This is a genomic window from Bacillus cereus group sp. Bce041, from assembly GCF_052646455.1.
In genome coordinates this window covers 21569-41322 of the sequence record NZ_JBQXON010000008.1, presented here as the reverse complement: position 1 = coordinate 41322, position 19754 = coordinate 21569, and the positions used below count along the sequence as shown (strand labels likewise).

The window sequence follows — 19754 nt, the reverse complement described above, 5'->3', positions numbered from 1 at the left end:
AGGAAGCAAATTATGCTCAAGAAATTAGAGAGTTTAGAAAGGGTAATCGGCAACACACCTATGATTAAATTAGAGCATGAAAAGATTAATCTGTATGCAAAACTAGAATATTACAATCTAATGAATAGTGTTAAAGTACGTGCTGCTTACCATATTTTAAAATCAGCAATAAGTCGCGGTGAAGTGACTGAAAATTCTACGATTATCGAATCTTCATCTGGTAACTTTGCGGTTGCTCTTGCTACTCTTTGTAGGTATATTGGTCTGAAATTCATACCAGTTATTGATCCAAATATTAATGATAGTTATGAGAATTTTTTAAGAGCAACTTCCTATCAAGTAGCTAAAGTGGATGAACGAGATGAAACAGGTGGCTATTTATTAACGCGTTTAAATAAGGTGAAAGAACTTTTAAATACTATTCCTAATGCATACTGGACAAATCAATATAATAATGCCGATAACTTTGAAGCTCATTATCAAGGAATTGGTGGAGAAATATCTAATGATTTTAATCAGCTAGATTATGCCTTCATTGGAGTGAGTACTGGAGGAACTATCGCTGGGGTATCTACACGATTAAAAGAAAAATTCCCTAATATTAAAATTATTGCGGTAGATAGTCAAGGATCCATTATTTTTGGTGATAAGCCTCGTAAACGATACATACCAGGAATTGGTGCCAGTATGATACCTGGTATGGTTAAGAAAGCATTGATTGATGATGTAATTATTGTACCGGAGGTTCATACTGTTGCAGGTTGTTATGAGCTATTTAATAAACATGCAATATTTGCTGGTGGATCATCAGGGACTTCATATTATGCAATCCAAAAGTATTTTGAAAATAGGGATGTTCAAAATACACCTAATGTTGTTTTCTTGTGTCCTGATAATGGACAAGCTTACACATCAACTATTTACAACGTAGAATGGGTAGAATGGCTTAATACACAAAAATTAGTAGAAGACCAATTAGTTTCTTTATAAAAATGATATAGAAATGAGGAAGCAATTATGATGTATTTAAATACTAAACATATCAATGAAATGGGTGTTAATTGGGAAGATACAATAAATGTCATTTCAAAGGCAGTACAAAGTCTTGATGCAGAAGATTTTTCTCAGCCAATTAAGCCATACTTACGTTTTGATGATCCGGCTAATAGAATTATTGCTATGCCAGCTTATATTGGAGGAGAATTTAAGGTTTCAGGAATCAAATGGATAGCTAGTTTTCCAAAGAATATTGAGAAAGGTATTCAACGTGCTCATTCAGTTACTATATTAAATGATGCTATGACTGGGAAACCATTTGCGACACTTAATACAGCAATGGTTAGTGTAATACGAACAGCTTCTGTTACAGGGTTAATGATTCGAGAGTTTGCCAAGTTAAGAGATTTAAATAATATTAAAGTTGGAATTATTGGATTTGGACCAATTGGTCAGATGCATTTAAAGATGGTAACTGCCCTATTAGGCGATAAAATCGAAAGTGTTTGCTTATATGATATTAATGGAATTAAAGACGAATTAATTCCTGAGGAAATTTATTCTAAAACTCAAAAGGTTAATGCATATGAAGAAGCCTATAATGATGCTGATATTTTTATTACTTGTACTGTTTCTGCAGAAGGTTATATTGATAAGAAACCTAAAGATGGGGCGCTACTACTAAATGTTTCTCTTCGTGATTTTAAGCCTGATATCTTAGAATATACAAAATCCCTAGTTGTTGATAATTGGGAAGAAGTCTGTCGTGAAAAAACTGATGTTGAAAGAATGCACCTTGAAAGAGGTTTACAAAAAGAAGATACAATATCAATTGCTGACGTTGTAATCCGAGGAGCACTGCAAAATTTCCCTTATGACAAAGCAATATTATTTAATCCAATGGGTATGGCAATATTTGATGTAGCCATTGCTGCTTATTACTATCAAAGGGCTAGGGAAAATGAAATTGGTGTTTTATTAGAAGATTAGTAAAATTAATAAACGTAGTTTGAAATAATTGTCTAATAGCTGCTAAATATCGGTATATACGACTAATCATTATAGAAAATTAGTTATTTGATAAGCTTAGAATTTATGTAATTATTTGAGGAGCTGTTTTTATGAGTGAAATTATTTCGGCCTTAGATCTCTTACATCCCAAGCAAATTCGCTTTCATGAATCATATGAACACAAAAGATTGGAACAAATTTGTCGTGTAATGGAAAGCGAAGGTGTTTTACGGAATCCTCCCTTAGTATCTGAGCTTAGTGATGGTAATTATCTGTTACTTGATGGTGCCCATCGTATGAAGGCTATGATGGCATTAGGTTGTAAACGCGTTGCTGTACAGGTAGTACCTGATGAAAAAATAAAAATTCGTGCTTGGAATCATTTATTACCAATGGGGGAATGGGTAAATAATTTAAAGAAAGAATCTACAATAATTTGGTCAGGTAAGAGTATTGCTAATAAACGTTTGCTTGCAAAAATTACAGAAGCAAATAAACAAGAATATTTTTTATATGCAAGGGATTTAAATAGCGATTTATTTACCCATTTAGAGATATGGCATCGTATTGTCGGTTTATATCAACATGAGTATACGGTACGCCGTCATTCAAATGATACTGAGGTCTGGCCTCATTCAAATGAAATATTGATGAGTTATCCAGAATACTCGTTGATGGAACTGAAAAAGGTAATTGAAGCAAAGTTTTTAATGCCAGCGGGAGTTACTCGTACGACGCTTAGTGGTCGGTTATTGAATTTACGTATACCACTTCATATATTGCGTACGGAAGTATATCCTGCTGGTGAATGGGAAACGTTATGTGGAAATTGGTCAAAATGTTTACGCCTTTATGACGAGCCAATATATGTTTATGATGCATAATATATTGTTTAGTGATTATGATGTATATTTTTTATTTATTTGTAAAAATTTCATTATATGATTTATGTTAATTCCAAAATATTTTTATTATGCTATAAAAACTGTTTGAATTAGTATTTAAGACTAATCTAAGAGAGGTTTGTTATCGGATGGGGTAAATATTACCAAAAAAGATAAAGTGGAGATCTCTAAAAAATTAAAAACTTTCTTGGGTGATCAATATTCACTTGAATTAGGAGATTACATAAGTTTTGAGATACTTGAATTTATAATAAAAGAATTAAATCCACATTTTAATCTAGCTACAAAAAATAGATTGGAAATTCTCTTGAAAAATATAGAGAAAGAGATATATAGTGAATTAGTTTCACATGAAAATAATAAAGTATAGGCAATATTACATGTATTTAAATGTAGAATAGTATAAACCTATACCTACATAATGTGATGCTATTAATTTGGTAGAATAGCGAGGAACAAGAGAATTGATGATATACAATTTTTAAAAGAGATGGAATTGAGAAGTGAACATACTTACAATTTCATCTTTTTATTTTTGACACGCTTTTTGCAATTCAAGCTTGATAATAGATCCTGACAAAGCCTTTTAGGCAGGGTGGATTTTGTAAGAGAAATTAAATATATTAAAGTTATTTCATAATTGAAATTTTTGGTTGAAGTCTTATACAATTAAAGAAAAAGAGTGGTTTATCCCTTTTTATGGAAAAATATTCTTGAGTTATATCTTCTATAATCTAATTTTTTTCATAAGTGTAATTACAATTCTTAATCGTTAGTTAGGAAAATAGTGTTCAAATTTTAAAGATATAATAAGTAAGTCTCTTTTAATTATATTAATATAATTAAATATCCTATTATTTTATTTTTTTATAAATATATCTTTTTTTTATTAACATTTAATGGTATATTATTTTCAGACAATGTTGTGGTAAATTATTGAATTTATAACATCATTTTCAAAAAAATAAAAAGGTAGGTATCGAAATGGAAACTGAAAAATATTTACAAGTCGTAGAAGATGAAGAGATTGAACAATTAGTTGGTGGGGCAGGACCTGGTTGGGTTGAAACTTTAACTAAAGATTGTCCTTGGAATATGCCTGTAGCATGCGTCACGATTTTGGGACAAAGAATTTGTAAAAAATGCTACTAATAGTTAAAGAGAGTAAGGCGAAAGGCCTTACTCTCTTTAATGAGAATGAATTTCTAACTGTTTCTCCTACCTATAAAAAGAAGAGGTTATTATGAAAAATAATTCACATGAAATTTTGAATACAATAGATAATGGATCACATTCTTTAGTAACAAAAGAATATCTAGAAAAAAATTTTGTTATCTTTTTAGAGGATTTTTCATGTAATGATGTCATTAAGAATGACGAAAACTATAACTTTCAAAAAATAATACAAACATATGTAGTATTCTTTAAAAATATGATGTTAAATAAAATTGATTTTTTTGGAAATGTTGAGAGGATTTCTGAATCAATAATGTTTGATTTAGAAAGAAGACTATACCAAGTTTTAAGACCAAGCTTAATTGTATACATAAATAAACTTAGAGTAGAAAACGTTTTGATAGGAATGGATAGCGGTGAAGAATATAAGTATTTTACAAAGAACTTCTTTCATTTTAAAAGGTTCTATATAAATTTTTTTGAAATATTACCTTTATTAAATGAAAAAATTTTTACAATCATTGAAAATGAAATAAATTATATGATTTGGTTACAAGGAGCTCTTGAAAAAGATCAAAAAGAAATTCATAAAATGTCAGCTTTTAATATTATGCATGTAGAAAAAGTTACTAACCTAGGTGACTATCATAATAATGGAAAGAGAACAATACTTTTAGAAGATAAATTTAATAATAAGGTAATCTTAAAACCAGTTGATTTGAAAAATTCTATCTTATATCATAGTTTAATTAATCAACTGAATAAGGATTTAAATACTAATATCTTTATTCCGCAAGTAGTTAATAAGAGAAATTATGGATATATGGAATATATTAATCATGAATCATGTGAATCTACTGAGCAAATTAAAGCTTATTATTATAATTTAGGTGTAGTGCTTTCTGTAATGTATTTGATTAATGGAAGTGACATACATAATGAAAATATCATAGCTAAACAATCCTCACCAGTCATAATTGATTTTGAGACATTAGGAAGTACATTAAATCCAAGTATCACTGAAGAAACCAGTAGTTTTATATTATCTAATTCAGTATTAAATTCTAGAATGCTACCTATAAAGTTTAGTGGAGGTAGAGAGGTAATAAGAGATTACAGTGCCATTGGGAGAGTAATGAAGAATTTGGTAAAAACAATTAAAATAAAAAATGAATTTACATCGAACCCGATTGAAATAAAAGAAGAGACAATAGTAGAAGATACAGTTCAGAATTTACCGTTTTTTAACGGTGATATATACGAGTATGATAATTATATAAAAGATATTATTAAAGGTTTTGAGGATGCATATAATACAGTCTTAAAAAATAAGAAGGAATATTTGTATATTTTGAAAAATAGTGTTTCTAAATGGAATTATCGAAAAGTATATCGAAATACAAAAATTTATTCTCTTTTATTAGATAGACTAAATGTTCCAGATCTATTAGAGAATAAATCAAAGACTATAAAGTATTTAAAAAATATACTTGAGAAAAATATCTACTTGGCTACTAGGAAAGATATTATTCAAAAAGAGATAGAGGCACTATTATCTTATGATGTTCCATATTTCTTTAATAAGTATGAATGGGGGTCTTACGAGAGTTTATCAAGTAATGAAATAGATTTAGAAATGAAATTCGAAAAATTTTCATATGCTGACTTTTTATTACAAAGAAAAATCATAGAAATATCCCTTTCTAATCAAAATGATAATCTATATAAGCTGAATACAGTAAAGGAAACAACTAATTTTCAGACTAATTTGCCTACAAATAAAATATGGGAGGCAATTACAGAGAAAATTCTTGATGGTTGTTATATATCAAGAGACGGTGATGTAGATTTTATTGGATTAAAAACAAATTGGCAAGGGGAGCTCGAGATAAACCATTTGAATAATGGAATATATGATGGGGTATTGGGAATAAGTACATTATTGAGAAATAACGCTGACCCTAATTACATTGAAATTATAAATAAACTCGAACAAAAAGCTTTGCAAGAAATACTAAACAGAAATAAAAATAATTATGGTTTTGTAAATGGTGTTAATGCTATCATTTCTTATTATTTAACAAATTTTCCGGATACAACATATATTGATGAAAAGGTAGTATTGCAAATATTTATGGATATCAACTCTGATATTGAAAAAGGTCGATATAACGATAAGCATTTTGACATATTAGGGGGTTCAGCTGGTTTAATTATAACTGCAGTTAAGTTCTATCAAGTTAATCCTAAGTATAAAATATTACTTGAAGTGGCTGAAAATCTCGGTGACTACATTGTCAATAATATGCAAACACATAATGAATTTGTATATTGGAAAGCTCACGATACTCTAAATTTAGAGGATTCATTAAAGGGGTTTGTTCATGGATTATCAGGACAACTTCTTGCATTTTATAAGTTAAAAGACATATTAAAAACAAATAAGTACGATAGAGTAATACATGGTATACATAAAAGTGAGAAAATGAGTATGAGTAAATATGAGTATACAGATAGCTGGTGTAAAGGGTTTAGTGGAATGGGAATATCGAGAATTAAAATTTTAGAATCGTATCAAAATGAAGATATACAATCAGATTTAATCTTTTTTAAAAAACAAATCTTAAGTACATTACATGAAAATAGTGATTATTGTTTATGTCATGGTTTAATGGGGAAACTAGACTTTTTATTGGAGTTAGAAAATAGAGGTATGCTAGAGCGCAATGAAAAACAAATTGTTATGAAAGTAACAAATAACTTTTTGAATAATTTTGATATAGAAGATTTTAATCCTCATAAAATCGCATTATTTACAGGTCTAGGAAGTATTTTGTATTTTTTACAAAGGTTAGAGGATAATAAACTAAATAGCATTTTATACTTTAATGCCTAGAATAGGTGATAAATATGTTAAGAAAGAAAATTAAATTTATACCGCAAATGACATCTTTTGATTGTGGGCCTAGTTGTCTAGCGATGATTATGCATTATTATGGTTCAGCAGTACAAGCTTCGGAAATTAGAAATAGTAAAATTATCAATAAAAAATCGGCATGGAGTTTGTTGGATATTAAAAAAGTTAGTAAATCGTATGGACTTTCTGCAACTGCATATAGGATAGAAAATATAACTGATTTACAAAGGATACAAAAGCCGATGATAGCATTTTGGGGCTTTAATCACTTTGTAATTATTGAAAGGGTTAAAGCAAATAAATTTTATATTGTAGATCCTAAGGCAGGGCCGATGATAATTGATATAAGAAGTTTTGAGGAAATGTTCTGTGACTATATCCTAGTAATAGAAAACAAAAAAGATATACAGCCAAATACTAAAAGGCGTGAAAAACATATATTACTTAGATATATTGATCATTTTGTATCTCCTAGCCAGATTGTTTTATTAGCACTATTAGCATTGTTAGCACAAATCTCAATTCTTGCTTTTCCCTTTATTTTGAAAAAGTTTATGGATATTTTGAATGCTTCAAAGGAAGTGGATGTAAGATACCTTTTAATTATTTTGGGAAGTTTAATCGTTGTTATAGGGATAAAATCTATAACTTCTATTATAAAAGTAAACTTTCAGAAAGAAATTGATAGAAAAAGTACAACAAAAGTTTTTGAGCATATGTTTAATACCCCCATAGAAAAGATTACTACACGTCATGCAGGGGATTTAAATGTAAGAATCATGAGCTTAGAATCAATAAGAGGATATATTTTAGAGGATCTAATTGAAATGATTATATCAATAGTAGTTATCATTCCATTATTGATGTATCTATTATATACTGAGACTTTTTATACTTTAATATTGATGTTTTTTATTGCTAGTTCCCTATTTATCAATATTTCCTTAGGGAAATTCATATATAATGCTAATTTAGTCGAAACGTATTACCTAGGAGAACATAGAGGGAAAATTAATGAATCATTAAAAGCGATGTATTATGTAAAGGCTACAGGGATTTTTTCTAGAATTAAATCTGTATGGCAAAAAGATTATAATAAATACCTAGATACGGTACATAAACGAGCGCTAAAACAAAATGCTTTAGAATCATTTAATAGTTCCCTATCAACAATATTTATTATCATAATGCTTGCTGTAGGATTTTATAATTTTAGTAAAGGAGAAGGGGATTTAAGTAATATTTTCTTCTTTATTGCTATATCTAGTATTATATTTTCTCCTGTTTCAACAATTATAGGATCAATTTTAAATTGGAATTCAGTTAAACCACTTTTATTAAGAACTTTAGATATCTTGGAAGAGGAACTAGAAAAAGATGGATCAGATACTAAAGTAAACATTCTTAGAGGATCGATTCAATTTAATAATATTTCGTTTAGTTTTGATGACAAAAAAATAATAGAAAACTTAAGTTTGAACATTAAAAATAACGAAAGTATTGCTATTGTTGGAGAAAGTGGCAGTGGTAAGTCCACTTTAGCTAACTTATTATTAAAATTGCATACTCCCGATAAGGGGAATATATTAATAGACGATAGAGATATTAAAGATTGGAACAGTGAGGAACTAAGAAAAAATGTAGGACTAATGACTCAGGATGGAGTTTTATTTAGAGGAAGTTTATCTGAGAATTTATCTTACTTTGATATAAATTATGATCCTTCAAAAATCCAGGAGTCTATTGATAAATTGAATCTAAGTAATTATATTCAATTTCAAAGTATAAATGATATTTTAATCTCAGAGGGAGGAACAAATTTCTCCGGTGGCCAAAGACAAAGGTTGGCTATGTTACGATTGTTCATGAAAGAATATCCGATTCTTATTTTGGATGAACCAACTAACCATTTAGATAGGGAAACGGCAAATGCTGTTATTGAAAATATATTTGCCATGCCATCCACTAAGATTATTATCACTCATGATGAAAATATTTTAGAGCGTGTAGATAGAGTTTATGAACTTACTGATAAAAAATTAAAACAACGAGAAATATTTTCTAAATCTAAATTGCAAACATTAGTTAAAGGGTAAATAGAATATCTAATAGATCAAGAATTTAATAGATACTTACTTTTATTTGAGAATAAGAAAGTGAGGAACAAAATGAAATTAGCAATCCAAACTAAAAATTTAACAAAGTCTTTTGACAATCAATCCATTGTAAGGGATTTAAACTTATCTGTTCCTGAAGGAAGTTTATATGCTTTTATTGGACCAAATGGTGCAGGAAAAACAACAACAATGCGAATGCTATTAGGGTTAATTCCATTAGATAATGGAACGATATTATTTAATAATAAAGATATCAAAGAATGGAAAGAAGAATTATTTGAAAATGTGGGTTGTTTTATTGATTCACCTACCTACTATCCTAATTTGACAGCATATGAAAATTTAGCCTATGTACAAAAAATGATTAATAAGCCTTTAGATGAAATAGACAGAGTATTAAAAATTACGGGAATATATAAAGCAAAAGATAAAAAAGTGAAAGATTTTTCTTTAGGAATGAAACAAAGGCTAGGTATTTCCTTTGCTATTCTTAATGATCCTAAAATACTAATTCTTGATGAGCCGACAAATGGATTAGACCCAGAGGGAGTACACGAGATAAGGCGCTTATTACTTCATTTAGTAAAAAATGAGGGAAAGACAATATTTATTTCTAGTCATAATTTAGCTGAAATTGAAATGATAGCAGATCACATAGCATTACTACATAAGGGTAACTTACTCTATGAAGGGAATTTAAACAGTATTATTACTTCTAGAGAATATATTGTTCATGTTAATGACACTACTGCCACAGAAAGGATTTTAAATACAAAGGATATACCTTATAGCATAGAAAAAGAAGGGGTATTCAAACTAATGATAGATCAAAATAGTGTTCCTAATTTAACCAGAATATTAATTAAAAATGATATAGATATTTTTGAAGTTAGCCCTAAAAAGCTAACATTAGAGGAAGTATTTTTATCTTTAACTAAACAAAAGGAGTTACTATCATAATGCAATTTATCTTTAAAAGTGTGAATAGTGAGATGAGGAAAATTGGTGGGAGAAAATTATTGTTATTTTCTTTGTTTTTTTCATTATTATCAAGCTTTTTGTGTATAAGTTATTTTATTTTTAACAAGAATAATCCCGATATGTTTCAATCTACGAATCTTATAGCAATTACAGTAAACTTTAATACACTAACATTAAGCATTTTTTCTGCTTGTATGTGGTATTTTATCATTTCTTCTGAAAATAAATATGGCACTTGGGCCATTATCTATACAAAGCCAATTTCAAAGTTTAAATTATTGGTAGCTAAAAATTTATTGTTTATACTGTTTTATTTAATCTTTAATATTTTAAATTTTTCAGTTATGGGTATCTATATTTTTATAAATGGATATGAAATATCTATACTTTATTTTTTGAAAATGTTGATGCTTTGTACAATTCTATCTTTAGCAATACCATATTCTCAATTACTTTTTCATTTGATTATAAAAAAGGGAATTCTTGCGGCGTCCTTGTCAGTTATTTGGATTTTTTTTAGCGTAACTTATGGATTATTTCCTGTAGTATTCACAAAGACATTTCCAATATTTTATGCATTGAATATAGTAAGTGATGTAATGATGAAAGAAACAACTATTTTAATATATCTTGCAAGTTCTTCAATCTATATTTTAGGAATTATGTTATTAGCTGTGAGTTTTAAATATTATACATATGAATAATAAAGGGTGAAATAAGTGGGTATATTAGGTGAATATAAAAAAAGTCTTCATAATGGATTGTATATCCTGTTACTAGTATTTCTGTTGATACCAATTAGTTTTCAAATCTTTCTAACTGTATCATCTCAATCAAAAGATGGCGTTTTCATGCATATAGCGATTCTAAGCCTTTTTTGTAGATTATTTTTACCTATTGCAATAGGTCTATTAGTGTCATTTTCTTTTGTAAACGAGTTCAGAAGAAAAGGATATATGTCTGCTATTTATCACGGAATCACTTTAAAAACTATATTAAGTAATAAGTTTTTGTTTTGCTTAATAATTACTTTTGGTTATTTAATATGTGCTTTAGTCATAACTAGTATACCTATAGTATTAACGGTTGATAATCTTGGGACTGTTTATCAAAGATTAATTTTTTCTATACTTTTTATGGTGATTAGCTCTTTAACTATTGTGAATTTACATTTTTTAATAAATATAATATTTTATAAAATCCCGTTACTTTCATTATTAGTAGGGGTTATAGGCGGGTTGGGTAGCTTTTTTATCTCTCATACAAACTATTGGATACTGTTTCCTTGGTCATATCCAATTATGAGTCTTTATATCGATAGCATTGAACCAAAACAGTTGTATATTATTCTTATTGTATATCTATTATCATTACTAAGTTGTATATTTATTATTAAAAAATCGATGCAATGGAATTAAAGTTAAAATAAGAAGAGTAGTATTATTAATAATAAAGCGTGTTGTAGTTGCTATAAGCTGAATCTCGATACGTTAAGTGGAGGAATAAGACAAGCTGATTAAGTACTATTGAATTCAAAGAAGTTAAAATATGAAGAATATAACTTATGGCTGATAGAATATCTATTAAAAATTCACCATATGAAAAAGGTAGCTGTACAAAAGTACAGCTACCTTTTTCACAAAATCATTCGTATACAAGAACAATTTTAGCGTAAACTTGCGCTTAATGGCACTTGAGAATAAACTGTGAAACTGTTACCATAAGTACCGTGTTTAGAAAATGAGGAAGAAATTGAACCGTTCCAACTTTTGTAGTTAGCTCCAGATGTATCTGTTCTTAGAAGTACGTTTGAAAAACTAGCTTGGCTAAAAGAATTACGTCCAGTATCTTCAACGCCCTGAACCATTTTTACTGGTTCGTATTGAGAAAATGAGCCATATACAGGCTGATTTGCATATCTAGGAATTCCATTTACATACATAGTAACCGTACCATTTCCGTTATTAATTATTTTAAGGTTTACTCGATCACCATCTTTAATTGATGTATCATATTGTGTGTTCCAATACTTACTGTTTTGACCTGATTCATTATATCCTGAATTAAGAAATACTTTATATCCACTAGGTGTTTTTGAAATACCACCTTCAACTTTAGATGCTCCAATACCTAAATACCAATTCACATATCCATCTTTGACAACAACTGATTTTGGTAGATTTATGTCAGCTGCAATCCCGGTATAGCTACTATTTGTAACACTTTTTACAGCACCTTCTGTAGCTGCAAAACTTGTAGTTGAAAACATTGATAGAGAAATTAGAAGTGAACCGACTAGATACATCATTTTTTTCTTACTTTTACTTAATACTTGATTCATTTTAAACCCCCCTTATTTTTAATTATTAAAGTGTATTGAAAGCTGGCCAACTAACTACGACTTACAAATCAAAGATACATTAGGTTTAATTTAATGTATATATTTTCCTGTCATAAGTCATTGAAATGTCAAATATATTGGATATTTCATATTTATCAATATAAGAGGAGTTGACAGAATAAAGTGTTATATCTATTTAAAATTAAGTAGGTTTTGTTAAAAATACGATTAAAGCTTATAAATGTGTTGGGTATAATATGTATTACGATTTATTTAGGAGAGATAAATATGGAAGGAATACAGGGGATTTTTCAAAAGATATATATCAAATTCTGAGAAATAAAATACAAACAAATGAAATAAATGGATTGTTTGTGTTAAAGAATTTATTGCAATAGTTCGTAGGTAAAGGGAAATATATGATTTAAAAGGCGTGGAATTCCTATATAAAAAGAAGAAAGGGGATCCAGCTATGGAAAAGACAAGATCAAAGTTAAATAATGCAACTATTGAAGGGGTTATAGAGACATTAAAAGATGAAAATGAATGTTTACGTATGGAAATCGATTATTTAAAAAAGTTAAAGGCCTTACTTCAAAAAGAGAAGAAATTACAGAACAAGACTAAGTGGAAGTTCTAGTCTACCATTCTACGTACAATTATAGTAACGAGAATAGTCCGAAACAAATCTGTTTCGGACTAGGGGTTCAATATTTTATCCATTGTATTCTACATTTTTTATAAAAAGTTGAATTTTCTGATTTTTAACCTAAGAAAAATGTATTACGTTAATCAATAGATACTTCTGCAGAGACACTAGGTATTGTTGGTGATGGTGTATCTCCACCATTAGAAGAAGATTGTTGAGGTGAAAGTAAACTATTCATGCCACATGCTAATGCACTTATTACTACCATACTTAGTACAATCTTTTTTATTTTTTTCATCACTTTAACGCTCCTTTTTTCAAATGTTTCTTACCAGCATTACTGCTAATGTAGAAATATTTGCTCGCCTTAACATGGTTATCTGCCTCATAAAATTGAAGTGCTAAAACCTCTGCATATTCTTTTACACAATCCCACATTTCTTCTTTTTCAAAATAAGAAATTGCATCATTGACTACTTTTTCTAGTTTAATTCTAGGTAATTCTGTGAGTAGTTCATTTAAAACTGCGAAACGGTGCTTATATTCCTCATTTCCTGCTTCATTCGTATAGTTTATTCCTTGTTTGATATATGCTTTAGCTGTTTCAATGCCTTCTAATTTATAATATGCTCTTGCTAAGACAAATAATGCTTTAAAATGATTCGGTATTTTATTTATAATTTCAGAACTCTGTCGGATCGCCAATGGATATAAATCTTGAATATTATATAACCAGCCTAAATTGTAACGTGCTCTTAATAATAAATGTTCCTCATCATGCTTATTAAAAACATCAATAACCGTATTGAGACATTCTTCCGCTTTTTCAAATTCTCTTAGATCTATACAGGCTAAACCATATACATTGTCGCATAAAGCAGTATTAATTTCATATCCTACATGGTTCAAATATATTTTTTTGGCTTTTACTACATGTTGAATCGCTTCAAATGGTTGATAAGATTGATAACAGTAAGTTGAAAATCTATACTCAAACTCGGCCTTTTCTACTTCATCAGGTATATCAATTAAAAGCTCTTCCGCCTTTTCATAGTGTGTTTTCGCTTCAGTATAATTTGCTATAATTGTAAAGTGGATTGCCTTAAAGAAATGATAATAATAAGCTAAAAATAAAAAATCCTCTTCGATATTAGGGAATTTTTCTATATTCTTAAAGGAATCTTTTGTAATACTCACTCCATCTACCAAGACTTTATATCTAAAATCTAGTAGTGAGTAATAAAATGATAAATATGGATCAGTTTCTATTACTTTTAAGCTTTCCTTTACTTGTAGATATGTTTGTTTTGCTTCTTTTACATGATATAAACGAATTTTTTCATACCATTCATTTAATAATTCCATCAATTGCTTATTACTTTTTTCTTGAACAGTCATAATATCCCCCTTTTCTCTGTAAAGGCTTAATCTGATAATAACAGGAAATGGATAGTTTATATTTAACTATGATTTTTTTCACGAATAGTAGGAATATTCTGAATAATTAAGGTATCCTTATTCTATTGATATAGTCAATTTGTTTTAAAACAGACCGTCTGTAATAGGCGGTCTGTTGTTTGTTATGGTCGGCGACTGCTATTCTTTTACTCATCTCATATTATATTTAGTTTAAGAATTGAGAATAGAAGAATAGGATTAGAAAAATTAATGTTTTGCCAAATAATTTATTGAATAGACTTAAAGGGATAAACAGCTCTCCTATGGTAAGGCTTTTGAGTTTATTCTTCTTTGGTCTTTTTATCAATTCTTTAAATGTTTGAAAGTTTATTTTATTAACGAAAGACCAATTTGGCATAGCTTTTGTATCTGAATCTATTTTGAAAATGATATGAATATTATGTGGGTGAAAGCCGCCTATACTTAAAATAAGCATAAATCCTAAAATAATGAAGCAAGTCATTTTCTAGCGCCTCCTTGCAGTATTTAATATTAAGATATTATTAACGTTGAGGAAGTGTGCTATTGTCCATGAAAAATATTGAGAAATTGTTGAGGAAACATTGAGAATGTTGCAATGCAATTAATCGTAGCGTAGTTAACTATGCTTGTCCTGTTTTTTTGTAAAAAAGGAAAAGAGAACAGTTGCGTAGACTGTTCTCTTAAGGAGCGGAAGTCCTGAACATTTTTTAATGACAATGATTCAAGCTTTCCAATTATAGTGTGTGCAAATAGTTACAATTCATACAAAGAGGCAGCTGTAAATTATTCATACATTAAAATTACTTTATTATAGAGTGAGTGTATTACAAAGTACAAAGAGCACTTTTCAAAAGTGCTCTTTGTACGGCGTACATTAGGACTTGAAAGAGGCATCATTGCAATTCGAAAGGAGATATCTATATACAACATATGAAGATGATTTGAAAAGGTGATGATAAAAACAAAAAGAACAGTAAGGATGTACCAATTGCTCAGATTAAGGGGAATTGGAGAGGGAGGATTTATATTGTTAGGGAGATTTTTGAATGCTATTCCCATTATAATATTGATACACTATTGAGGTGATTAATAAGAGTGACATCGAAGCGTTTAAGAGAATAGTTTTCTCATCTCGTGCTTTTTGCCAAGCCTGTGAACACGTTCCTATTTTATTTTTACGTCTGGGAATGTCACGGTCAAAGTTAAAGTGCTTCCGCCGAAAGAACAAATTAGACTATTGGAAAAAGTGGTTCTGATTATATTAAACTCATTAATACACTGGTATCTGAAATGGTTGAAGTGAAAAAAAGCACGAAGAAAAACACAAAGGATATTGAAGTCAACCTTCCAAGTGCAGTTAAAAATCAAGCGATTAAAGATGCAAAAAGTGTGTTTTCTACAAAAGTGAAAAAGAGTAAATATAAAATGGTTTTGATTCTAAAAAAACCTGTTTGTGTGTGGAATAACCAAAACTACTCATTTGACTTCACACACATTTTAATCCCCTTTATTGGTGAAGAGGGGAGAAATCTCTCTTCTTTTTTGTTCCATGTAAAGTTCGAAGGTGACTTAAGGGGGGAAAAAGGTGGATATGTATTAACAAAAACATGTTTGTTCACTTTCGGTAATTTCTAGAGATATTTTTTTAGGGATAGAATATTATAAGTTCGTAGAAATTGACTATATTACAGGAGCATTCACGCTGGGATATAACGGAGAATTAGAGAGTAAAGTAGGATTTGAAAGTATTGTAAAAAAGTTGAAAAAACACTATTCCTTCCTTTAATTTGCAAGAAAGAATAGCGTATTTATTTTGATAAGATTAACAATATAATATAAAGTTTGAAGATTTTTGGAATTAATCCAGAAATCTTTTTCTTACTTCTGGTGACGGTAACATACAATGTTCTTGTTTACCAAACCATCGGTATCTATTTTTTGCGAATTTTTCATAGCAAAAGTTTCGAATCGGCCTTGGAATTAATATAAAAATAGTGAAAATCTTCCATATACCTTTCAAATTTCTACAAATGTTTAGTATGGCATCTGATTTAATATAACTATTATTTTTATCTATTAATACTATGCTGTCTATTGTTTCGTCTATTTCATACTTTTTTAATAATGTTTTACCTAATGCACTTTGAAGCGATGCAAATTGAAAATATCCTTTAGGATCCCTCTTAATAATGAATTGAATACTCTGATTACAGAAATTACAATCACCATCAAATAATACAATGCTCTTCATAATTTTCTCCTTCCTATAATTATTGGCATTTTATTTAATTATTACCAATATATATTATTTTAGTTTAAAAATTAAGAATAAACAAACTAAAAGGTAAAAAATATCTTAATATTATGAAAGGAACTTAAAAATTCTAAATATGGGTTTATATGTAATTTTTAATTACAGTTGTAATGTGTTTTGTGAAAAACATATTACCTTAGTACAAAGGGGAGAGTATTAAAATTATTCAATAAATTTGTAGTGATAACAATAATTTAACATAAATATACAAAAAAGAAAAATTAATCTAATCATTCTAGTGAATATTTTTTGCCTACTTCAACCTTTTTAAAATTTCTTGAAAGGATATATTATAGTTAATAGTTATAAAATTTAAATTTAGATATTATTAAACATGAAAGTATTTTGTTTACTGGAAAAAGTGGTAGTGGGGAATCGCCTTTAGTTGATTTGCTATTAAAAATACGTGATCCTGATAATGGTGATATTTTAATAGATAGGCAAAATGTTAAACAATAGAAGAGTGATGAATTTAGAAAGAAGATCGGGTTAATGCTCCAAGATGAAGTGCTTTTCAGAATAGGTTTTCGATAATTTAGATTATTTTGATATTAGATATTATATATAATCATTTAAAAACACAAAATTCTATTCAATTTCAAAGAATAAATGATGTTGTTATATCCGAAGATTGAATGAATTTATCGGGTGGACAAAGATTAGTTATATTACGTCTATTATTGAAAAATATCCCATTTTAATTTTAGATGAACCTACTAATTATTTAGATAGGGAAACAGCAGATTATGTAATTGATTTCATATTCCTTAAACCAAAATTATTAATACTCATAATGAAAAGATTTTGTAACATGTTGATAAGATTGATGAACTTACTGAAGGACATTTGGAGCAAAAAGATATAGATTTAAAATATAAAATGATATGAATAAGACATATATATAGCAGCACTATTTTGTTGGTCAATACCAACAACTTTAAAATAGCTAAAGAGAAAATAACCATCTTATTAATATTTGACACTCCCACGGCTAAAGCCGCAAGTCCTACACCTTACGGTGTAACGGATGGGATTCTTGAATGACTAAGCATTCGCAGTCCATTTCTGTTTTGAACAGCCTTCAAGATGAGGGTGTGCCATCACCCCTCCTAAGACAGACCATATAGGTTCTTAGGCTGATTGACTATTACCGCCAATCACAGTTGCGTAGCGGATATTCATCGCCCCAACGATATCACGATGTTTCTCAAACCCACATTGACACTTGTATTTTCTGTCTTGCGCCTTGTTCTTTTCAGAACATTTCGGACATGTTTGACTTGTATAAGAAGGATTCACATATTCGACCTTTATGCCAACTAATGTCGCTTTGTACTCGATGAATTGTGCTAAACGATGGAATGACCAAGTGTGTAGATTCTTTTCGTTTTTACGGCTTGTTCGTGCCGTCTGTCTAATGTTCGTTAGTTGCTCTAATCGAATGACAGAAATATTATTATCCGTTGCAAAATCAACGATTCCACGACTTACTTTGTGGTCTTGGTCTTGCATCCATCTTTGTTCTTTATCATCAAGTTGACGAAGGGCATTCAGTTTCTTAGCTTCTCCTAATTTCTTGCGAACACTGAGGAACTTACGTTTCATAAATTTGTTTTGCCTACCGTTCCCGAAGAAACGAACTTTATCATCATCTGTGATAGCTACCGCAGGAACTTTGAGACCTAAGTCTACTCCTAAAATCTTTGTTCCCGTTTTTTCGTTTGTAGGAATCGTGACAGATATTTGAGCAAACCATTTAGCAGATTTCTTCGTGATACGAAGTGTACCTAACTTGTGCTTCAACAATTCGAAATTGCGATTATATTTGTCGATTAATAAAGCGCGAACCTTTAAACGAGTTGACTTTCCGTTTACCATAAACGGAATTGAAATGTGTGTGAAGTCAAATGAATAGTTTTGGTTATTCCATACACAAACAGGTCTTTTTAGAATCGGAACGATTTTGTATTTACTCTTTTTCACCTTTGTAGAAAACACACTTTTCGCATCTTTAATTGCTTGATTTTTCACCGCACTTGGGATATTGGCCTCAATATCCTTTGTACTTTTCTTCGTGCTTTTCTTTGATTCAACCATTTCAGATACAAGAGCATTAATGACTTTTATATACTCGTGGCTACTTTGTTCCAATAGCATGATTTGTTCTTTTGTTGGAAGCAATTTAACTTTAACCGTGATGGTTTGTGGCACAAGTTTCACCCCCTCGTTTTTTGATTTTCCACATAATGTTTTATTGTCTCACTTGATACACTTCCAGCAGTAGAAACAAAATAAGAACGCGTCCATAGGCTCGGCAAGTGTTGAAGATGTGGAAATTCTTCTCTCAAACGTTTTGATGTCACTCCTTTAATTTTTGCCATTGTATCAGCAGGACTAAGTGTTGGTGGTGTATTTAAGAACAAGTGAACGTGGTCTTTGTCGCATTCCATTGCAACAATAGAAATATCCAATTCTCCGCATATTTCTTGAACCAACTCCTTGAAACGTTCTTCTAATTTTGTATTAAGAAAAATCTTTCTTCTGTATCGCGGGCAAAACACAAAATGATAGTTAATTAATGACACGGTTGTTTTGGTTCTTCTATAATCATTCATCATGTTTGTATTGTATCAGTTATATTGTAAAACTGCAACACGAAAGATAAAAAATAAAAGATACCAACATTTTGGATACTTAGAGTGCCACAAACCTTGCGGTTTTTAGTGCACTCCTTATCCAACCTCACTTTCATCCCATGCCTAAAGGCGAGGGGCTTTCTCGTTCGGGAAGGGCTGTAATTAATATTTTTACTTCAGATAATAAAGAATATAATAACATGTTCTCAATCAGTTCTTTTATCGGCCGAGTTAATTTGTTTTCCTCCTTAATGTTTTCACATATGCCGTC

General features: G+C 29.4%; 20 protein-coding genes and 2 pseudogenes. 14 read left to right on the top strand and 8 right to left on the bottom strand.

Annotated elements, in window-relative coordinates:
- The first annotated feature begins 12 nt into the window (after positions 1–12).
- From sbnA to ACUN13_RS22180, 10 genes are all read left to right on the top strand, one after another.
- Positions 13–990, top strand: coding sequence for a 2,3-diaminopropionate biosynthesis protein SbnA (sbnA, locus tag ACUN13_RS22225; protein WP_409532314.1), 978 nt, complete (start codon positions 13–15; stop codon positions 988–990).
- 27 nt (positions 991–1017) lie between these two features.
- Entirely contained in the window at positions 1018–1986 is a 969-nt protein-coding gene (sbnB, locus tag ACUN13_RS22220) for a 2,3-diaminopropionate biosynthesis protein SbnB (protein WP_409532313.1), read from the top strand.
- Between the two features lie 131 nt (positions 1987–2117).
- A complete protein-coding gene (locus tag ACUN13_RS22215; protein ID WP_089607881.1) occupies positions 2118–2891 on the top strand; it encodes a ParB N-terminal domain-containing protein in 774 nt (257 codons plus the stop codon).
- A 139-nt stretch (positions 2892–3030) separates the two neighbouring features.
- Positions 3031–3282, top strand: a complete 252-nt coding sequence (locus tag ACUN13_RS22210; RefSeq protein WP_000947505.1) for a DUF2164 family protein — start codon at positions 3031–3033, stop codon at positions 3280–3282.
- 614 nt (positions 3283–3896) lie between these two features.
- A complete protein-coding gene (locus ACUN13_RS22205) occupies positions 3897–4064 on the top strand; it encodes a type A2 lanthipeptide (RefSeq protein ID WP_088346271.1) in 168 nt (55 codons plus the stop codon).
- A gap of 91 nt (positions 4065–4155) precedes the next feature.
- Positions 4156–6984 carry a type 2 lanthipeptide synthetase LanM gene (gene lanM / locus ACUN13_RS22200; protein ID WP_445423957.1) on the top strand — a complete coding sequence of 943 codons (2829 nt, stop codon included), beginning with the start codon at positions 4156–4158 and terminating at the stop codon, positions 6982–6984.
- A gap of 14 nt (positions 6985–6998) precedes the next feature.
- Complete coding sequence (locus tag ACUN13_RS22195) at positions 6999–9101, top strand: peptidase domain-containing ABC transporter (protein ID WP_025689504.1); 2103 nt, start codon at positions 6999–7001, stop codon at positions 9099–9101.
- Between the two features lie 72 nt (positions 9102–9173).
- Entirely contained in the window at positions 9174–10082 is a 909-nt protein-coding gene (locus tag ACUN13_RS22190) for an ABC transporter ATP-binding protein (protein WP_025689503.1), read from the top strand.
- Positions 10082–10807, top strand: a complete 726-nt coding sequence (locus ACUN13_RS22185; RefSeq protein WP_021728630.1) for an ABC transporter permease — start codon at positions 10082–10084, stop codon at positions 10805–10807. Before ACUN13_RS22190 ends, ACUN13_RS22185 begins: the two co-directional genes overlap by 1 nt.
- A 15-nt stretch (positions 10808–10822) precedes the next feature.
- Positions 10823–11521: a hypothetical protein gene (locus ACUN13_RS22180; protein WP_021728631.1), complete on the top strand. Its 699-nt coding sequence runs from the start codon at positions 10823–10825 to the stop codon at positions 11519–11521.
- 248 nt (positions 11522–11769) lie between these two features.
- Here ACUN13_RS22180 and ACUN13_RS22175 read toward each other — a convergent pair whose 3' ends face one another.
- Positions 11770–12444 carry a hypothetical protein gene (locus ACUN13_RS22175; RefSeq protein ID WP_089607878.1) on the bottom strand — a complete coding sequence of 225 codons (675 nt, stop codon included), beginning with the start codon at positions 12442–12444 and terminating at the stop codon, positions 11770–11772.
- 472 nt (positions 12445–12916) lie between these two features.
- On the opposite strand from ACUN13_RS22175, the gene ACUN13_RS22170 reads away from it, so the two are divergent.
- Entirely contained in the window at positions 12917–13084 is a 168-nt protein-coding gene (locus ACUN13_RS22170; protein ID WP_025688691.1) for a hypothetical protein, read from the top strand.
- Positions 13085–13232: 148 nt separating this feature from the next.
- On the opposite strand, the gene ACUN13_RS22165 is transcribed toward ACUN13_RS22170, so the two are convergent.
- The 3 genes from ACUN13_RS22165 to ACUN13_RS22155 form a co-directional block, all read right to left on the bottom strand.
- Positions 13233–13391, bottom strand: a complete 159-nt coding sequence (locus tag ACUN13_RS22165; RefSeq protein WP_000721350.1) for a Phr family secreted Rap phosphatase inhibitor — start codon at positions 13389–13391, stop codon at positions 13233–13235.
- Positions 13391–14491, bottom strand: a complete 1101-nt coding sequence (locus tag ACUN13_RS22160) for a response regulator aspartate phosphatase (RefSeq protein ID WP_025688693.1) — start codon at positions 14489–14491, stop codon at positions 13391–13393. The genes ACUN13_RS22165 and ACUN13_RS22160 overlap by 1 nt, the downstream gene beginning before the upstream one ends.
- Positions 14492–14717: 226 nt before the next feature.
- A complete protein-coding gene (locus ACUN13_RS22155; protein ID WP_025688694.1) occupies positions 14718–15014 on the bottom strand; it encodes a hypothetical protein in 297 nt (98 codons plus the stop codon).
- A gap of 726 nt (positions 15015–15740) precedes the next feature.
- Between ACUN13_RS22155 and ACUN13_RS22150 the strand changes: the two are divergent.
- Both ACUN13_RS22150 and ACUN13_RS22145 read left to right on the top strand, forming a co-directional pair.
- A pseudogene (locus tag ACUN13_RS22150) lies at positions 15741–16045 on the top strand (RNA-guided endonuclease TnpB family protein); the annotation flags it as partial.
- Positions 16046–16160: 115 nt separating this feature from the next.
- On the top strand, positions 16161–16319 hold the full coding sequence (locus ACUN13_RS22145; RefSeq protein ID WP_142292996.1) for a phage holin family protein: 159 nt from the start codon (positions 16161–16163) through the stop codon (positions 16317–16319).
- A gap of 72 nt (positions 16320–16391) precedes the next feature.
- On the opposite strand, the gene ACUN13_RS22140 is transcribed toward ACUN13_RS22145, so the two are convergent.
- The gene (locus ACUN13_RS22140; RefSeq protein ID WP_088346261.1) at positions 16392–16784 is read right to left on the bottom strand and encodes a DCC1-like thiol-disulfide oxidoreductase family protein; all 393 of its coding nucleotides are present in this window, start codon (positions 16782–16784) and stop codon (positions 16392–16394) included.
- 408 nt (positions 16785–17192) lie between these two features.
- On the opposite strand from ACUN13_RS22140, the gene ACUN13_RS22135 reads away from it, so the two are divergent.
- Complete coding sequence (locus ACUN13_RS22135; protein WP_232732765.1) at positions 17193–17306, top strand: ATP-binding cassette domain-containing protein; 114 nt, start codon at positions 17193–17195, stop codon at positions 17304–17306.
- A 672-nt stretch (positions 17307–17978) separates the two neighbouring features.
- Here the strand turns inward: ACUN13_RS22135 and ACUN13_RS22130 are convergent.
- From ACUN13_RS22130 to ACUN13_RS22120, 3 genes and pseudogenes are all read right to left on the bottom strand, one after another.
- On the bottom strand, positions 17979–19058 hold the full coding sequence (locus ACUN13_RS22130; RefSeq protein ID WP_025687309.1) for an RNA-guided endonuclease InsQ/TnpB family protein: 1080 nt from the start codon (positions 19056–19058) through the stop codon (positions 17979–17981).
- Positions 19059–19063: 5 nt separating this feature from the next.
- Positions 19064–19465, bottom strand: coding sequence for an IS200/IS605 family transposase (gene tnpA / locus ACUN13_RS22125; protein ID WP_015406545.1), 402 nt, complete (start codon positions 19463–19465; stop codon positions 19064–19066).
- 175 nt (positions 19466–19640) lie between these two features.
- Positions 19641–19748: pseudogene (locus tag ACUN13_RS22120) on the bottom strand (YolD-like family protein); the annotation flags it as partial.
- Between the last annotated feature and the right edge of the window lie 6 nt (positions 19749–19754).

What these genes read in the sequence shown, in the direction of transcription:
- sbnA (WP_409532314.1), top strand. Translation starts at nt 13, where the DNA reads ATGCTCAAGAAATTAGAGAGTTTAGAAAGGGTAATCGGCAACACACCT.
- sbnB (WP_409532313.1), top strand. Translation starts at nt 1,018, where the DNA reads ATGATGTATTTAAATACTAAACATATCAATGAAATGGGTGTTAATTGG.
- ACUN13_RS22215 (WP_089607881.1), top strand. Translation starts at nt 2,118, where the DNA reads ATGAGTGAAATTATTTCGGCCTTAGATCTCTTACATCCCAAGCAAATT.
- ACUN13_RS22205 (WP_088346271.1), top strand. Translation starts at nt 3,897, where the DNA reads ATGGAAACTGAAAAATATTTACAAGTCGTAGAAGATGAAGAGATTGAA.
- lanM (WP_445423957.1), top strand. Translation starts at nt 4,156, where the DNA reads ATGAAAAATAATTCACATGAAATTTTGAATACAATAGATAATGGATCA.
- ACUN13_RS22195 (WP_025689504.1), top strand. Translation starts at nt 6,999, where the DNA reads ATGTTAAGAAAGAAAATTAAATTTATACCGCAAATGACATCTTTTGAT.
- ACUN13_RS22190 (WP_025689503.1), top strand. Translation starts at nt 9,174, where the DNA reads ATGAAATTAGCAATCCAAACTAAAAATTTAACAAAGTCTTTTGACAAT.
- ACUN13_RS22185 (WP_021728630.1), top strand. Translation starts at nt 10,082, where the DNA reads ATGCAATTTATCTTTAAAAGTGTGAATAGTGAGATGAGGAAAATTGGT.
- ACUN13_RS22175 (WP_089607878.1), bottom strand. Translation starts at nt 12,444, where the DNA reads ATGAATCAAGTATTAAGTAAAAGTAAGAAAAAAATGATGTATCTAGTC.
- ACUN13_RS22170 (WP_025688691.1), top strand. Translation starts at nt 12,917, where the DNA reads ATGGAAAAGACAAGATCAAAGTTAAATAATGCAACTATTGAAGGGGTT.
- ACUN13_RS22165 (WP_000721350.1), bottom strand. Translation starts at nt 13,391, where the DNA reads ATGAAAAAAATAAAAAAGATTGTACTAAGTATGGTAGTAATAAGTGCA.
- ACUN13_RS22160 (WP_025688693.1), bottom strand. Translation starts at nt 14,491, where the DNA reads ATGACTGTTCAAGAAAAAAGTAATAAGCAATTGATGGAATTATTAAAT.
- ACUN13_RS22155 (WP_025688694.1), bottom strand. Translation starts at nt 15,014, where the DNA reads ATGACTTGCTTCATTATTTTAGGATTTATGCTTATTTTAAGTATAGGC.
- ACUN13_RS22140 (WP_088346261.1), bottom strand. Translation starts at nt 16,784, where the DNA reads ATGAAGAGCATTGTATTATTTGATGGTGATTGTAATTTCTGTAATCAG.
- tnpA (WP_015406545.1), bottom strand. Translation starts at nt 19,465, where the DNA reads ATGATGAATGATTATAGAAGAACCAAAACAACCGTGTCATTAATTAAC.